Here is a 15,279-nt window from a genome sequence, read left to right as displayed (position 1 = left end):
CCACCTCCCCCGTCCCCCCCGCCCTCACCGCCCTCGTCCCGGGGGCCGTCCCCCCTGGTGTCGGTCATCGTCCCGGTTCACAACGCGGCCAAGACCCTGCGGGCCTGCCTGGCCTCGGTGCTGGCGCAGACGTACCCCCACCTGGAGGTCGTCGTCGTCGACGACGCCAGCACCGACCGCTCCCGGTCGATCGCGGGCGAGTTCCCCTGCCGGCTCCTGGAGCACCCCCGCAACCGGGGCGTGTCCGCGGCCCGCAACACCGGGGCGGCCGCGAGCCGCGGCGAGATCCTGTTCTTCCTCGACTCCGACGTCGGCCTGGACCCCGGCGCGGTGGCCGGCGCGGTGCGGCTGCTCGCCGGGAACCCCGGATGCGGGTGCGTGTACGGCGTCTACGGCAAGGAACCGCTCATCGACGACGGACCGGTGGAGACCTACCGGACGCTGCACCTGCACCACGTCCTCAGCCGGGCGGCCGGGCCGACGGCCACGGCGGTCTTCGCCATGGCCGCCGTCCCCCGGGCGGCCTTCGAGGAGACGGGGCCGTTCGACGAGAACCTCCGCTGCGCCGAGGACGACGAGTACAGCGAACGCCTGCTGGCCCGGTACGGCATCCGGATCTCCGCCGAGGTCACCGGCCGTCACGACGAGGCGGACCGGCTCCTGCCGCTGCTCGCCGAGCAGTACCGGCGCGCGCAACTGATGCGCTTCTCGGCGCGCAACCGGCTGCGGCGGGACGCCTTGAAGATCACCCGGACGCCGGGTCTGCTGGCCACGGCGCTGACCATGACGGCCGTGCCCCTGGGCCTGGCCTGGCGGCCCGCGCTTCCCCTGGCCGTGGCCTGCCCGGCGCTGTTCGCGGTCTCCGACCCCGGGCTGTCGCGGTTCGTGCTGCGCGAGCGGGGCCCGGCGTTCCTCGCCTTCTTCACCGGGGTGCACCTCCTCACCCACGCGGCGCTGCTCGCGGGCGCCGCCACGGGGGTGGTGCGCGCCGCGCTCGACTCCTCGTTCGGGCCGTCCCGGCGCGCGGCCCCTCGATCCCGCGCGCCCCGCCCCCCGCTCCCCGCCCCCGCACGTCCCGACCCCGTACGTCCCGACCTCCGCGCTCGTCGAACCACTGGAAAGGCCGGTGAGGCATGACCTCGGCACCGCTCGTCTCCGTCATCGTCCCCAACTACAACTACGCGGACGTGCTCGCGCTCTGCCTGCGCTCCGTCCAGGAGCAGACGTACTCCCCCATCGAGATCATCTACGTGGACGACTGCAGCACCGACGACTCCGTGCGGGTCGCCGAGTCGATGGGGGTGCGGGTGCTCAGCACGCCGCGCAACAGCGGGGTGTGCGTCGCGCGCAACCTGGGCGTGGCGCACGCCCGGGGCGAGGTGCTGTTCTTCCTCGACTCCGACGTGGCGCTCGCCCCCGACGCGGTGGCCCAGGCCGTGGAGCTGCTGCGGTCCGACCCCGGCATCGGCGCGGTCTGCGGCAACTACGAGCCGGTCCCGCTGCGGCGCGACAGCCTGGTCAAGGAGTACCGCACCCTCTACCGCCACTACTGGTACCTGGTCTCCGAGGGGCCGATCAAGGGTTTCCTGCCGGTCGCCATCATCGCCTTCCCCGCCGCCGTGTGGGCCGAGGTCGGCCCGTGGACGGCCGAGCTGACCCAGTCGGAGGGCACCGACGTGGGCGAACGGCTCGCCGAGCGGTACACGGTGCTGCTCACCTCGGCCGTGCGCGGGCGCCACGACGACGACGCCACGCTCCGCGTCGCGCTGCGGAAGGTCTTCACCCGCACCCGCGTGCACGTGCCGTTCTTCCTCCAGCCCCGGTACGCCCCCGGCGTGGTGGGCTCGCCGGAGTCGGCGGCGAGCCTGGCCGCCGCGCTGGCCGCCGTCACCGTGCCGGTGCCGCTGCTGACCGGCTCGGCGTGGACGGCGGCGCTGCCGGTCCTGCTGTTCGCCACCTGGCTGGGCATCGACCGCAGGATGTACCGGTTCGTGTTCGCCACCCGCACGCCCGGTTTCGGGGTGTTCTTCGTCGGCATGCACTTCCTGGTCAACCTGACGATCGCGGCCGGCGCGGGGGTCGGCATCCTGCAGTGGCTCACCTCGCGCTCGTTCCGCCGGATGTACGCCAAGGCGCCCGCGTGACGGCCCAGGTCCGTGACGGGACCCGGCGGGACGGGGACCGCACGGTCGCGAGGCGGGTGTTCGCGGGCCTGCGGATGATCGCCTACCTGCTGGTGCTCGGGTTCCTGGGCTACCAGTTGTGGCGGGTCCGCCACGGCCTGGGCGACAGCCTGCGGCTGGTCGCCTGGGGCGACGCCCTGCTCGCCATGGCGCTGACGGCCGTCGGCGGGGTGCCCGGGTTCTTCGGCTGGCGCATGCTGCTGGCCGGGCTGGGCACCCGCCTGCCCCTGCCGACGGCGATCCGGGTGTTCTTCCTGGCAGGGCTCACGCGCTACCTGCCGGGCGGCGTCTGGCCGGCGGTGGCGCACGCCGCGATGGCCCGGCCGCTCGGCGAGCCCCCGGCCCGGCTGGCCGGGGCCTTCGTGGCCACGCAGGGGCTGGCGGTGATCGCCGGGCTCGCGGTCGGACTGGTCGCCCTGCCCTGGCTGGTGGCGGCCGACGCGGTCTGGTGGGCGCTGCTGCCCGTGCTGGCCGCCGCGTCGGTTCCGCTGGCGGCCCCCCGGCTGCTGGAGAGGCTGCTGGGCGTGGCCCAGCGGGTCCTGCGCCGGGGCGGGGAGGCTCCGGCACTGCCCGCACGGCGCACCCTGTTCGCGGTGACCGGGCTGATGACGGTCGGCTGGCTGATCAGCGGCCTGCACGTCACGGTGCTCGCGGTCGCGCTCGGCGCGCCACCGGCCGGGGCGCTGACGGTGGGGATCGGCGGTTTCGCGCTCTCCACCGTGGCCGGGGTCGTCACCCTGGTGATGCCGTCGGGGCTGGGCCCGCGCGAGGCCGTCCTCGGGCTCACGGTCGCCACCCTGCTGACCGGTCCCGGTCTGGTCACCCTGGTGGCGCTGAGCCGGGTGCTGATCACCGTGGGCGACGTGATCTCGACCGCCGTCGTCCTGGGCTGGCTCGCGCTGACCGGTCGGCTCACCCCTCGTCCCGTCCCGCCCGCCGGTGACCGGCGGACGGGTCCCACCGACCAGCGGACAGAAGGACTCCCCTCGTCATGACCTCGCACAACGGCTCCGCCCCGCCCATCTCCGCCTCGCTGACCTCGACGCCGCTCGACCCGGCCCCGCTCGGCTCCCTTCCGTCCGGTCCCGCCCCGCTCGACCCCGCCCCGCTCACGCCCGCCCCCGGTCGTGAGCAGATCCGTCACCTGGTCCGCCAGTTCCCCGCCGGGCGGGTGACCGGCGCCCTGCTGCGGGCACTCGCCGCCCTGCCCTTCGCCGACCGCCCCTTCGGGTGGCTCGAACGGCACCCGGCGTTGCACGGCACGCTCCTGTCCGCCTTCGGCCTGCGGCGGCCGATCTTCATCGATCACCCCGTCCACCCCGAGCCGCGCTTCGGCTACGGCAGGCCGGACCACCCGCGGATCGCGGCGCTGCTGGAGCGGGGACGCGACCACTACGCCGACCGGCTCACCGGCTTCCTCGCCCTGGACGAGCACCTCGCCGCCATCCCCGTACGGGACCGGCCGGACGGCACGGTGCCGTACTGGGACAACGGCTGGCTGCCGCCGCTGGACGCGCTCGCGCTGTACGGCACGCTCGCCCGGACCGCACCCCGCCGGTACGTCGAGATCGGCTCGGGCAACTCCACGAAGTTCGCCCGCCGCGCGATCGGCGACCACGGCCTGCGCACCCACGTCACCTCGATCGACCCGGCGCCGCGCGCGAACGTCGACGCGTTGTGCGACACGGTGGTGCGCCGCCCCCTGGAGCGCGTCGACCCGCGGTTCTTCGCCGACCTCCAGGCCGGTGACGTCGTCTTCCTGGACGGCTCGCACCGCGTCTTCATGGGGTCGGACGTGACCGTCTTCTTCTTCGAGGTCCTGCCGCTGCTGCGTCCGGGCGTCCTGGTCCAGCTGCACGACATCCTGCTGCCCCGCGACTACCCGCCCGAGTGGCGCTGGCGGCACTACTCCGAGCAGTACCTGCTGGCGGCCTTCCTGCTGGCCGACCCCGCCCGGTTCGACGTCGAGCTGCCGAACGCGTTCGTCGACGGCGACGAGCGGCTGCGCGCCCTGGTGGAACCGCTCTGGCGCCGCCTGTCGCTCACCGAGTCCTACCGCCCGGCGTCGTTCTGGATGCGGATCCGCGACCGTCCGGCCGGATCGTCGGACGAGAGGACGGCCTCCACCGGCGGGCCCGCCACGGAGGGGACGGGAGGCCCCGCGGCATGACCGGCCTTCCCGACCGGACCCGCGTCGACCCCGCAGGCCCGGGACCCACCGCCCCGAGGCCCGTCGGCCACACCGCCCCGCCGGGACTCCCCGTCCGCCGCCCGGCGGGGTGGAGGGCGCGCGCCCGGCGCCCGGTGACGTGGGCCGCGCTCGGGCTCGCCCTGGCGTGGCCGGTGTCCGCCCTGGTCAACTGGTCGACGGGCGGGTTCTGGTGGTGGGGCGGGGCGGTGCCGCTGCTGGTCTTCTGCGCCGGACCGCTGCTGGTGCTCGGCGCGGTGCCCCTGCTGCTGCTGTCCCGTACCCGCCTCTCACGCCTGGAGCGGGTGCTGGTCAGCCTGGCGGTGGCCCAGGTGACGCTGGTGGTGCTGCGCCGGTCGTTCACCGGCCGGACCTGGGTGTGGACCGTCCCCGACCTGATGGTGCCCCCCCTGCTGTTCGCGCTGCTGCCGGTCGCGCTGCTCGCCGTCGTCGCGCTGCTCGCGGCGTGCCGCGTCCGGCTCGGCCGGGCCGCGCGGCGCTGGACGGTCCTGCTCACCGCGACCGCCCTCGTCCTCGGCCTGGACGGCTCCGGGCTGAACCCGCGCGCCCCCCGGGTCTGGCTGGAGGCGGCCGGGCCCGTCCCCGCGGACGCGCTCCACGTCGTCTCCTGGGACACCTACTGCTGGAACACCACCGACGACCCCGGCCGTTTCCTCGCCTACCTCAAGCGGTTCCGCGCCGACGTCTACCTCCTCCAGGAGTACTCGGGGTGCGGGCCGGGGGCGCCGCTGCCGATCCACGACGGCGACCTGCTGCGGCGCGAGTTCCCCGGCCACCACGTGGTGACCGCCGACGGCCTGCTGACGATCTCGCGTCTTCCCGTGGCGGGACGGGCCGTCCTGGGAACGCGCCCGAACCCGCTGGCGCCCTCGTGGAGGCACGCGGCCCTCCGCACCGACCTGCGCGTGGGCGGGCGCCTCGTCTCGCTGTACAACGTGCACCTGTACGACATGCTCTACCTCGACTCCAGCCCGCTGAGCAGGGAGTTCTACCGGTCCATCGCGGTGCTGGACGCCGAGCGCCGCGTCCAGCTCGACGAGCTCGCCGCCGACATCGGCCGCAACCCGCACCCGCTGCTCGTCTCGGGCAACTTCAACATGCTCCCCGGCACGGGGCACGCGAGGCGGCTGGGACACCTGGCGGACGCGGCGCGCGCCGGCCGGTCGCCCTACCCGGCGACGCTCACCTTCGCGGGACTGCGGCTGTGGCGGATGGACTGGACCCTCACCTCGCACGACATGCGCGTACACCGCTACGACCTGCGCTCGCCCGAGGGGATGTCCACCCACCACCTCCAGGAGACGGTCGTCTCCCCGGCCGCCGCGCCCTCCCCGCACCCGGCGCCGGACCGGCGCCCCGACCACGACCACGACCAGAGCCAGAAAGCGGGATGAGCCATGCAAGCGGACCGTCCACCGGTCACCGTCATCGTTCCCAACCACAACCACGCGCGGTTCCTGCCGCTGTGTCTCGCGGCCCTGCGGGAGCAGACGTACTCCCCCCTGGAGGTGCTGGTCGTGGACGACTGCAGCACCGACGACTCCGTGCGGATCGCCGAGTCCGCGGGGGTGACCGTGTTGCGGACCCCGGTGAACGGCGGCGCCGCCGTGGCCCGCAACACCGGCGCCGCCCACGCGTCCGGCGAGATCCTGTTCTTCGTCGACTCCGACGTGGCGCTTGCGCCCAACGCCGTGGCCACCGCGGTGGAGCGCCTGGAGGCCGACCCGGGCCTGGGGGCGGTCTGCGGGATCGAGGACCCCGAACCGCTGCTGCGCTCCACCCGGATCGAGGACTACCGCGCGCTCCAGCACCACCACTGGTCGATCGGCTCGGAGGGCGAGGTCTCCTTCCTGTGGTCGGCGATGTTCGCGATCCGCGCGGACGTCTTCGCCGAGACCGGGCCGTTCGACCCGAGGCTGCGCTACACCGAGGAGGTCGACTACGGGCGGCGGCTGGGCCTCCGCCGCACCATCGTGATCACCTCCGCGGTGCGCGGCCGGATGGGCCACGACCGCGAGCTCGGGGCGCTGCTGCGCAAGCTGTTCCACCGAGGCCGGTTCCGCGTCCCCCTGTACGCCCGCAGTCGGCGGTTCGCCCGCGGGTACGAGACCGCGTCCCGGGCGTGGGCCTCCGTGGCGGCGGGGCTCGCGGTCGCGACCCTGCCGCTGCCCCTGGTGTACGGTCCCGTCGCGCTCGCCGTGCCGATGCTGGCGGTGGCCGTCTCGATCGCCTGCGACGCGGGCATGTACCGGTTCGTGTTCTCCCGTCGCTGCCCGCTGTTCGGCGTGTTCTTCGTCGGCGTGCACTTCCTGGTGAACCTCGCCATCATGGGCGGTGTGATCACCGGCGTGGCGCAGTGGCTGCTGTCCGGGAGGTTCCGCGCGATCTACGACGTGCCGGGGCCGCCCGGGCCGGACGTGCCGCGTGCGCCGGTCCGGCCCGGCGGGGTCCTCGGCGCGGAGACGGCGGGCACCACCTCAGGGAGGGAACCGGCACCGTGAGGGACACCACGTTCCCCGCCCCCGAGGACACGGGCCGGGCCGCGTCCGGGGACGGTGCGCCCCGTCGGCCGCCCCTCGGAGCGATGATCCGGCTGCTCCTCGGCGCGGCGGCGGCCTGGCTGCTGTTCGTCGTCCTGCACCACCTGCTGTCCGGCCGGTTCTGGCTGTGGCTGCTGCCGGACCTGGTGCCGCCGCTGGTCTACCTCGCGGTGCCGCTCCTGCTGCTGGCCGGGACGCCGCTCGCGGGCCGGGCACGGCGGTGGTACGCGGCCCTGACGGTCGCCTCGCTCGTCCTCGGCGCCGGTCAGAGCGGGCTCAACCCCGGCGGGGCGGTCCGCGGCGACCGCCCCGTACCGGCGGGGGCGCTCCGCGTGCTGTCGTGGAACACCGAGTACTGGCACCAGCACGACGACCCGGGCCGCTTCTACGCCTTCCTCCGATCCCACGACGCCGACGTCTACGCGCTGCAGGAGTACCTCAACTGGACCGGTGACACGCCGCTGCGGGTCGACGACCTGGCCCGGCTGCGCCGGGAGTTCCCCGGGTACCACCTGGCCGTGGACGGCGAGCTCGTCACGCTCTCGCGCTTCCCCGTCACGGCCACCGCGCGGGTGGGGCCGGCCAGGGCGCTGGGCCCGGCCGCGCCGTGGCGGGCGACGTTCGACCTGGCCAAGGTGCTCCGCACCGACCTGCGGATCGGCGCGTCCGTCCTGTCGGTCTACAACGTGCACATCCCCACCCAGTACATGCTGGACGAGAACCCGCTGACGCCGGAGTTCCACGTCGCCCTGCGGGCCCGCGACGCCGCTCGCGGGGCGCAGTTCCGGGGCCTGCGGGCCGACCTCGACGCCAACCGCAACCCGGTCGTCGTGACCGGCGACTTCAACACCACCTACGCCATGGGCGACCTGCGGAAGCTGCCCGAGCGGCTCGCCGGCGCCAACGGCGCGTCCTCACGGCTGCTGCCCGCCTCCTGGCCCGCCGGCGGGCCGGCGCTGTGGCAGCTCGACTGGACCTTCACCTCCCAGGTCACGGTCCACCGCTACGGCCTGCTGGACCCGCGCGGCATGTCCGACCACCGCGCGCAGAGCGTGCTGCTGTCCGTCGCCACGAACCGGCCCCTCCGGATCCCCTCGGGCCTGTACGGATCTCGGGCCTTCGGATGACTTTGGATCCACCGGATAGCTCCACGTAGATGGATGCCCGCTGGGTAGCTTTCGGGGGTCTTGCCGAAGCGGAAGTCCGGCCCGCGCCACTCCCTCGTCCTGGCGGTCATCGGACTGCGTCGATCAATGTACGCAGGTGATGGAGGGACCGCGCAGGGAAATGGTGCGGCTCTGAACGCTGGCGAGAGACACGTTGATGGTGATGTCTCCGTGGTATCGCTGGCCGGACCGGCATGCGCCCGGCGTCTGGAGTGACGCGTTGATGCCGGCCTGCGTGGGGTTTTTGAACCGGTCGAACTGGTACCACGTCTCGACCGCGTCCGGGAGTCCGCCCCTGTGGCGCCTCAAGACTAATGTGACCTTTACATACCGAATTCTATGGTTATTACATGAGAAGTAGTAACTTACGCTGATTCGCTTGTCGGCAACTATGTGCGGGTCCGGCCGGTAAATGCGACATCCAGGAATGAATGCCCCTTCTGTGGCCGCCGACGCCTCCGCCGCCGTTGTCCCTGTGGCGATGAGTGTCAGAGCCATAGCCGCGAAGAGGATTTTGCTTCTGCTGCGTGTGGTCATACCCCGATATTCACGTCCTGGCGAGCTTGCGGGCAAGGGATGTCGCGTCCGCGGACGGGTTGCGGACAGGACGCGGACAGCGGCGATCACCACCATTGCCGGAATCGCGACATAATCACAGGTGTACGGCGATTTCGAGAGCGGACAAACAGTGCAAACCGGACAAGAGTACGATTACAGCTATGTTCTTCGTCAATTCTATGTCAACCTCGAAGAACTGCACAAATCTGCCAATTCACCCAGCATGCGCAAAATTGCTAACGATATCCATCGCAGCAAGACCATTGTCGGTGACCTCTTTTCCGGCCGCAGCATCCCGCCAGACCCTGCCGTACGCGACATCATCGTGTACCTGGGCGGCGACTGGAGCGAGTGGGGTCAGCGGGTCTGCGAGGCGCGACGAGCCAGGGCGAGGATACGGGCCGAGGAGCGATCACCGCGGCCAGCCCGCCCCTGGCTGCAGCATCTCGTCATCGCATCGGTCAGCGCGGCGATCGCCGCCGGAGTGAGTCAGCTCCTCAACGCCGCACTGACCCCGAAGACGGTGACACAAGCACCGAACCCCGCACAGATGCCCGTCGCGGGACGTCTGCATTGCGCCATCGTGATCGTCGACTCGGCTCCCGTCTACCACCTGCCGGATCCACAGGCGGGAATTCTCAGAGAGAAGACCAGGCAGCAACTCATCACTTATGACGAAAAGCATTCCGACAAACGGACGAAGGGTATTCTTTTCCGTGCCGTTCGTACGCCCAGCAACCAGCCCCAGTATCACTGGATGATGATCGAACATCTCAAAGAAATAGAATGCACTTCCTAGGAGCCATCACATGCGCGATCTGGCCAGAGCCACCCTTTGCGTTATCGCCGCCTGCGCCCTGGCGGCGGGGTGCGGAGCGGAGAAGGAGCCGAAATCGACCGCCGCGCCACCCGCAAAACCGTCGACAACGGCCCCTGTCGTTTTCGCCGCCCCTGGCACGGTGCTGGCGATGCGCTGTTACCAACTTGAATGGCAGTTACCGCCCACGTTACTTCTTCAGGCCATATCGGTGAACGACGGGAAGATTACCTCCCAAACCTCCGTGCAGCTTCCGGAAAATGCCAAGGGCACGGAATGGTGCCGCGGCAGGTATGCGGGCCCCCTCGTGCGCCAGTTGTTCGACCGGGACTTCCGGCACCTCGCCGTCACCATGGCCGACCCCGCGACCGGAGGCAGGCGGGTGATGGCCCTGCGGCTGGCCGACGGTGCGGTGGTGCCTCAGTTACCGCAGGCCACGGACGACTTCTCCTCCGCCACGAACGAAACCGATCCCTTCTTCCACCCCGCCACCGGCGAGCTGTGGTTCAGGGACGAGGAGACAAAGCAACTCAAATCTCGCGACCTCAAGAACGGGCAGACGACGATCAGGCACACCTTTCGCGAATCATCCTCGGGGGTGGCTGTTCCCCATTCCTCCGGCTTCTGGCTGACGCGCTGGACTCAGGCCGACTCGACCCTGGTGTCCCCGGACGGCCAGCGGGCCATCGAGGGCGATTTCAACGGCAGGTACCTCGCGCTGAGAGACCAACCGCAGGCCGAGTGGCGCAGTCTTGACGGCAGTGTCGTGCGCGAGGAGCTGAGCGGGCCCGTAGTGCCCTGCACGTATCCCGCGCTGTGGCTTTCGAGTCACACTCTCCTGTGCGCTTACGACGGTGGTGGCCAATTCAGCACGATGACATTCAGCGACAACGGGAAGAGAGTGACCGAGAGCAAGCCAGCGATCCTGCCGCACACCGATCGGCGCAACTACGCCCCCGTGGCGTCACCGGACGGTGAGAAGATTGCGTTCGTGTCGACACAGGGGACGCAGGTGGCCTTGTTCGAGGTGCCCCTTAATGGTCCGGCCGAACCGCGCAAGATAGCCGACCTGCCGCCGCCTCCAGGAATGAAATCAGATCAGGCCGCCTTGATCGTGCCTGATCCGGTACTTCTGGGGTGGAACTAGTCGGTAGTTCATCGGGACGCGACGTGCAGGGCGGCGCGGTAGCCGAAGACGACGGCCGGGGCGATGGTCGACCCAGGACCGGGGTAGGTGCGGCCCATGACCGAGGCGGTGGTGTTGCCAACGGCGTACAGGCCCGGGATCTCCGTGCCGTCCTCGCGCAGCACCCGGGCGTGCTCGTCGGTGAGCAGGCCCCCCTTGGTGCCCAGGTCTCCCGGGTGGACGCGGACGGCGCGGAAGGGACCCCTCTCCAGCGCGCCGAGGTTGGGGTTGGGCTTGCCCCTGGGGTCGCCGTAGTAGTTGTCGTAGACGGTACGGCCGCGGCCGAAGTCCTCGTCGACACCGATGCGGGCGAAGCCGTTGAACCGCTCGACGGTCGCGTCCAGCCGCTCGGGGTCGACGCCGATCTCGGTCGCCAGGGCGTGCGGCGAGGGGGCCTCGACGAGGAGACCCGCCTTCGCCCACTCCTTCCTGTGGCCGAGGAGGGCGGTGTTGAGGTAGCGGCGCGCGCGCCTGACGTCGCTGATCAGCCACATCGGCCCGGGTACGCCGTGGTACTTCTGGCGCCACTCGGTGTTGTTCGCGAAGCCCCCGGCGGCCAGGACGACGCCGCGCCGGGTGCGGACCCTGCGCCGCCGCCCGTCCCTCTCGACGACCGCTCCGACCACGGCGCCGTCCTCCACGACGAGGTCGACGATCGGCGCCGACAGCCAGACGAGGGTCCGCTGGTTGCGGACGATGTGCATGAGGGGCGAGGCGAGCGCGCCGTCGATGCCGACGGGCCGCTTGCCGATGCCGTACGCCCCGAGCGAGCGGAGGACGAAGCGCGCGCCGCGGACGAAGCCGGGGGGTGGACCAGGCCCGGGACAGCAACCAGACGTCATCGGTCATCAGCGGGAGCGGGATACTGCTCTCCTTGGCGCGTGAGACGGCGTACCACTCGCCGAGCAGCCTGGTGTCGAACGCCGCGGCCTCGATCGAGCGCCCCACCTTGCCGCCCGGCCGGTCCGGGTAGTAGTCGGGGTAGTCGGGGGACCTGCGCCACCTGACGCCCTTGCGGTCGAGGAAGGCCGTGACCTCGGGGACGGTCGTCACGAAGGCCGTCCTGCGCTCGCGGGAGGAGGCCGGTTCTGCGTCGCAGATGACATCGTCCATGTACCGCAGGGCCTCCTCGGCGGAGTCCTGCACGCCGACGCAGGCCATGAGCGGGTTGGCCGGCATCCACAGCCCGCCCCGGAGACGGAGGTGGTGCCCCCCACCGCGGGGTGCTCTCCACGACCAGGACGTCCAGACCGCGATCGGCGGCTGCGATGGCTGCGGACAGTCCCGCCGCGCCCGAGCCCGCGACGAGCACGTCGACGAGGTTGTCCCACTGATCGGTGTCGGTCATGCGCTGTCCTTCGGTCTGCCGGAGACGGCCCTGAATGTGATCTTCCACCCAACCGGGACACTTATGTCCGGTTGTCGTAGTCTGCGCGACGAGTGCTCACCGCGCCAACAGGCGAAAAGCGCCCGTCACGTCACGGCGACACCGCCCCTGCGGCACCTGAGCGGGGCCGTCGGTGGTGGTGACGGGCCTGCGCGGGAACCGGCGAGGTCCGCACTCGATCGTCCAGAATGTGGACATGACTACCCGACGGATCTACTACGGCACGGGACCGGGCCCGATCACCCCCGACGGTTCCGCGGTCGACCACTACGCCACCCTCACCCCCGGCGGCGAGCCCGAGCTCGTCCACTCCGCGATCGGCGCCGGCGCGAGCATCCTGGAGCTCGGCGCCGGCGCCGGGCGCGTCACCCACCGCCTGCTGGAACTCGGGCACGAGGTCGTCGCCGTCGACGAGTCCCCGGAGATGCTCGCCCACATCCGCGGCGCCGAGACGGTCTGCTCCCCCATCCAGACCCTGTCCCTGCCCCGGACCTTCGACCTGGTGCTGCTGATGTCGTTCGTCGTGGAGACCGCCGACGACGACCTGCGCGCCGCGTTCCTGCGCACCTGCCGCGCGCACGTCGCCGACGACGGCCTCGTCGTCCTGCAACGCAAGCCCCCGGAGTGGTACGACACCGTCGAGCCGACGGAACGCGTCGGCGAGGACGGCCGGGTCGTCCGCATGACGAACATCGTCCGTCACGAACCCGACGTCCTGGAGGCCACCATGGAGTACACGCTCGGGGAGCGGCGCTGGACCCACACCTTCGTCAGCCGCCGCCTCCACGACGACCGCCTGCGGCGCGAGCTCGACGCGGCGGGGCTGACCCTGGACGGGTTCCTGGACGACGACCGCGAATGGGTGCGCGCGGTGCCCCGCTGAGACGCGGCCACGCCCGGTTCCAAGGGACCGGGCGTGGCCGGCCCCTTGGAACCGGGCACCCGTCGGCCGCCATGGACCGTGGACGCCGCCCCGATCAGCTCTCGTCGGACTCGTCGGGTTCGTCGGGTTCGTCGGGGCCGAACGGGTCCCAGTCGGTGGCGTAGCGCAGCAGGGAGGCGGCGAGGTCCCCGTGCCGGCCGGCCCATACGTCGTCGAAGACGAACCACTGCTGGTACCCGAAGTAGCCGTTCAGGTGGATCGCCATCTGGGCCAGGTGGGCGCCGCTCTCCAGGAGTGTCCTGCCGGGGTCGCGGCCGTCACCGGACGGGCCGCCTCCCAGCCGTCCGAGCGCGAACGCGTGGGCCGGGGCGTGCTCGCCGAGCAGCTCGGGTGGGAGCTCCTCGTCGTACGAGGGCCAGTGGTTGCACCGGCGCAGCGCCGGGCCGAGATCGTCCTCCTCCGGCGCCACCAGCGCCCGCAGGACGAGCAGCTCGTGCGGCCACTCCTCGAGCCCTCCGGTCGTGGCGCGCAGGTGCGCCGCCAGGGCGGGCAGCCTGACGCCGGGGAAGGAGAACGGGGGCTGCCAGCAGATGCTCTCGCTGTCGTAGAAGGTGAGCAGGACCGCGTGGGTGATGCCCGTCCCGGCGCCGCCCGTCCTGTTCCCGCCGTCCGTCCCGGTGCCCCCGTCCGTCGCGGTGCCCCCGTCCGTCGCGGTTTCGCCGTCCGTCGCGGTTCCGCCGTCCGTCCCGGTTTCGTCGGGCAGGGGCCAGCCGTCGTGCAGCAGGTAGGCCACCCGTTCCGGGCGCAGGGCGGCGAGGGTGTCGTCGAAGAAGAAGTAGGGCACCTCGACCTCGTCGTCGTCGGTGTGGACCCGCACGCTGTGCTCGTCGACCAGCAGGTCGCCCTCGTGGTAGAGATGCTCGGGCAGCAGGTCGGCGAGTTCCCGCCAGGACCGCGGCGCCGGGACGCGGTGCTCGCGGGCGCGTTCGAAGAGCGAGGACAGGCCGTAGACGTCCCCTCCCAGCTCGGTCTCGATCCAGGCGCGGGCGTCTCCCGCCGGGTCCTCCACCACGGTCTGCCAGCCGCGGCGGAACCAGTCGAGGACGGTGGGGTCGGGGAGACGGCGGACGCGCTTGCCGAGCGGGCCCTCGTAGTGGGTGCGGTAGACGAAGTGGGTCACGGACCCCAACCATGCCGGACGCCACCGACAGCACGACGGCGGGGTGTGCGGGCACGGCGTCGGGGCCCGTGAACGACCGGTGGCGGCGCCCCCTGGCGGGCCGGTGGAAGGGGCAGGCCGCTCGGGAGGGGGACGGGCCGGTCAGAAGAGGGTCAGCGGCTCGTCCGGTCGCGGTTCGGACAGCGGCTCGGGCAGCGGTTCGATCTCCGGCAGACGGGCCCGCGCCTCGTCGTGGAAGCGGCGGGCGAGCGTCGGCGCGTCGGCGTTGTCGGGAGTGTGGACGAACACCGTCGGCGAGCGCCCCTCGCGCAGCCATCCGGCGACCGTGTCGATCCACTCCTGCCAGCCCTCGACCGTGCGCGCGGTGTCGTCCCGGCCCAGGTAGCGGACGATCGGCCGGTCGGTGAGCGCGCGGGAGCGGCGGGGCATGCGCGGTTTCCTCTCCCACGCCTCCCGCTCGGCGGCGCTGACCGGAGGGCTCCGGAACAGGACGGTGGTGTCGAACGGGATCCACTCTGCGCCGGCGTCGGAGAGCACCCTCTCCAGGAGCCCCTCGGCCCTGGGGTCCTCGAAGAACGCGCGGTGGCGCACCTCGACGGCGTACCGGTACGAGGCCGGGAGCCGGCGGAGGAAGGCGGCGAGAACACCGAGGTCGGCCGGGCCGAAGGAGCCCGGCAACTGCACCCAGAGGGCGTGGGCCCGCGGCCCGAGCGGCTCGATCGCCTCGATGAACGACCGGAGCTCCTCGTCGGCACCGGTGAGATGACGCCCGTGTGTGATCGTCTTGGGCAGCTTGGCCACGAGGCGGAAGTCGGGGCCGGTCTGCCGCGCCCACGACTCCACCGTGTTCCTCGCCGGGGTCGCGTAGAAGGTCGTGTTGCCCTCCACCGCGTTGCACCAGGTCGCGTAGGCGCTCAGGCGCTCCTCCGGGGGGAGCGGATGGGGCAGCAGGCGCCCCTGCCAGGTCTTGTGCGTCCACATCGCGCACCCCACATGAAGCCGCATGACCTCGACGCTATCGGAGACCGGAACCGGCGGGCGATCCGTCACCGGCCCGCCGCGCCCTGCCGCCCTCCCCTCCGCCCATGACCGGGGCCCGGGTCCCGGGTCCCGGGTCCCGGGTCCCGGGTCCCGCCGATCGCGATCCCGGGCCCGGGTCCCGCCGAACGC

The 15,279-nt window shown here is 72.0% G+C and carries 13 protein-coding genes and 2 pseudogenes; 10 read left to right on the top strand and 5 right to left on the bottom strand.

Features of this window, described 5'->3' with window-relative positions; genetic code table 11:
• The first annotated feature begins 57 nt into the window (after positions 1–57).
• The 9 genes from AB0G16_RS11795 (at position 58) to AB0G16_RS11755 (ending at position 10,620) form a co-directional block, all read left to right on the top strand.
• The gene (locus AB0G16_RS11795; protein ID WP_362802596.1) at positions 58–1,137 is read left to right on the top strand and encodes a glycosyltransferase family A protein; all 1,080 of its coding nucleotides are present in this window, start codon (positions 58–60) and stop codon (positions 1,135–1,137) included.
• A complete protein-coding gene (locus AB0G16_RS11790; RefSeq protein WP_362802593.1) occupies positions 1,134–2,144 on the top strand; it encodes a glycosyltransferase in 1,011 nt (336 codons plus the stop codon). Before AB0G16_RS11795 ends, AB0G16_RS11790 begins: the two co-directional genes overlap by 4 nt.
• Positions 2,141–3,178: a hypothetical protein gene (locus AB0G16_RS11785; RefSeq protein WP_362802590.1), complete on the top strand. Its 1,038-nt coding sequence runs from the start codon at positions 2,141–2,143 to the stop codon at positions 3,176–3,178. The genes AB0G16_RS11790 and AB0G16_RS11785 overlap by 4 nt, the downstream gene beginning before the upstream one ends.
• Positions 3,175–4,353: a class I SAM-dependent methyltransferase gene (locus AB0G16_RS11780; protein ID WP_362802587.1), complete on the top strand. Its 1,179-nt coding sequence runs from the start codon at positions 3,175–3,177 to the stop codon at positions 4,351–4,353. Before AB0G16_RS11785 ends, AB0G16_RS11780 begins: the two co-directional genes overlap by 4 nt.
• Complete coding sequence (locus tag AB0G16_RS11775; protein ID WP_362802584.1) at positions 4,350–5,786, top strand: endonuclease/exonuclease/phosphatase family protein; 1,437 nt, start codon at positions 4,350–4,352, stop codon at positions 5,784–5,786. The genes AB0G16_RS11780 and AB0G16_RS11775 overlap by 4 nt, the downstream gene beginning before the upstream one ends.
• A gap of 3 nt (positions 5,787–5,789) precedes the next feature.
• Entirely contained in the window at positions 5,790–6,893 is a 1,104-nt protein-coding gene (locus tag AB0G16_RS11770; RefSeq protein ID WP_362802581.1) for a glycosyltransferase family A protein, read from the top strand.
• Positions 6,890–8,059, top strand: a complete 1,170-nt coding sequence (locus tag AB0G16_RS11765) for an endonuclease/exonuclease/phosphatase family protein (RefSeq protein ID WP_362802578.1) — start codon at positions 6,890–6,892, stop codon at positions 8,057–8,059. Before AB0G16_RS11770 ends, AB0G16_RS11765 begins: the two co-directional genes overlap by 4 nt.
• A gap of 697 nt (positions 8,060–8,756) precedes the next feature.
• Entirely contained in the window at positions 8,757–9,455 is a 699-nt protein-coding gene (locus AB0G16_RS11760) for a hypothetical protein (RefSeq protein ID WP_362802575.1), read from the top strand.
• Positions 9,456–9,465: 10 nt separating this feature from the next.
• Positions 9,466–10,620, top strand: coding sequence for a hypothetical protein (locus tag AB0G16_RS11755; protein WP_362802572.1), 1,155 nt, complete (start codon positions 9,466–9,468; stop codon positions 10,618–10,620).
• An 8-nt stretch (positions 10,621–10,628) separates the two neighbouring features.
• On the opposite strand, the gene AB0G16_RS11750 is transcribed toward AB0G16_RS11755, so the two are convergent.
• The 3 genes and pseudogenes from AB0G16_RS11750 to AB0G16_RS11740 all read right to left on the bottom strand — a co-directional run.
• Positions 10,629–11,501 (bottom strand): FAD-binding protein, encoded by an 873-nt coding sequence (locus AB0G16_RS11750; RefSeq protein ID WP_362802569.1) that lies wholly within the window; start codon positions 11,499–11,501, stop codon positions 10,629–10,631.
• Between the two features lie 49 nt (positions 11,502–11,550).
• Positions 11,551–11,820, bottom strand: a pseudogene (locus AB0G16_RS11745) (3-oxosteroid 1-dehydrogenase); the annotation flags it as partial.
• 94 nt (positions 11,821–11,914) lie between these two features.
• Positions 11,915–12,007: pseudogene (locus AB0G16_RS11740) on the bottom strand (hypothetical protein); the annotation flags it as partial.
• Positions 12,008–12,242: 235 nt separating this feature from the next.
• Here AB0G16_RS11740 and AB0G16_RS11735 point away from each other — a divergent pair.
• The gene (locus tag AB0G16_RS11735; RefSeq protein ID WP_362802566.1) at positions 12,243–12,929 is read left to right on the top strand and encodes a class I SAM-dependent methyltransferase; all 687 of its coding nucleotides are present in this window, start codon (positions 12,243–12,245) and stop codon (positions 12,927–12,929) included.
• A 94-nt stretch (positions 12,930–13,023) separates the two neighbouring features.
• Here AB0G16_RS11735 and AB0G16_RS11730 read toward each other — a convergent pair whose 3' ends face one another.
• The gene (locus AB0G16_RS11730) at positions 13,024–14,109 is read right to left on the bottom strand and encodes a hypothetical protein (protein WP_362802564.1); all 1,086 of its coding nucleotides are present in this window, start codon (positions 14,107–14,109) and stop codon (positions 13,024–13,026) included.
• Positions 14,110–14,250: 141 nt separating this feature from the next.
• Positions 14,251–15,114 carry a DUF72 domain-containing protein gene (locus tag AB0G16_RS11725; protein WP_362802561.1) on the bottom strand — a complete coding sequence of 288 codons (864 nt, stop codon included), beginning with the start codon at positions 15,112–15,114 and terminating at the stop codon, positions 14,251–14,253.
• Between the last annotated feature and the right edge of the window lie 165 nt (positions 15,115–15,279).

The sequence above is a fragment of the Streptosporangium sp. NPDC023615 genome (assembly GCF_040640155.1).
In the GTDB taxonomy this organism is placed as follows: Bacteria; Actinomycetota; Actinomycetes; order Streptosporangiales; family Streptosporangiaceae; genus Streptosporangium.
The sequence above is the reverse complement of the archived record's forward strand: the minus strand, read 5'-3'. Positions and strand labels throughout refer to the sequence as shown.

What these genes read in the sequence shown, in the direction of transcription:
- AB0G16_RS11790 (WP_362802593.1), top strand. Translation starts at nt 1,134, where the DNA reads ATGACCTCGGCACCGCTCGTCTCCGTCATCGTCCCCAACTACAACTAC.
- AB0G16_RS11780 (WP_362802587.1), top strand. Translation starts at nt 3,175, where the DNA reads ATGACCTCGCACAACGGCTCCGCCCCGCCCATCTCCGCCTCGCTGACC.
- AB0G16_RS11775 (WP_362802584.1), top strand. Translation starts at nt 4,350, where the DNA reads ATGACCGGCCTTCCCGACCGGACCCGCGTCGACCCCGCAGGCCCGGGA.
- AB0G16_RS11770 (WP_362802581.1), top strand. Translation starts at nt 5,790, where the DNA reads ATGCAAGCGGACCGTCCACCGGTCACCGTCATCGTTCCCAACCACAAC.
- AB0G16_RS11755 (WP_362802572.1), top strand. Translation starts at nt 9,466, where the DNA reads ATGCGCGATCTGGCCAGAGCCACCCTTTGCGTTATCGCCGCCTGCGCC.
- AB0G16_RS11750 (WP_362802569.1), bottom strand. Translation starts at nt 11,501, where the DNA reads ATGACGTCTGGTTGCTGTCCCGGGCCTGGTCCACCCCCCGGCTTCGTC.
- AB0G16_RS11735 (WP_362802566.1), top strand. Translation starts at nt 12,243, where the DNA reads ATGACTACCCGACGGATCTACTACGGCACGGGACCGGGCCCGATCACC.
- AB0G16_RS11725 (WP_362802561.1), bottom strand. Translation starts at nt 15,114, where the DNA reads ATGCGGCTTCATGTGGGGTGCGCGATGTGGACGCACAAGACCTGGCAG.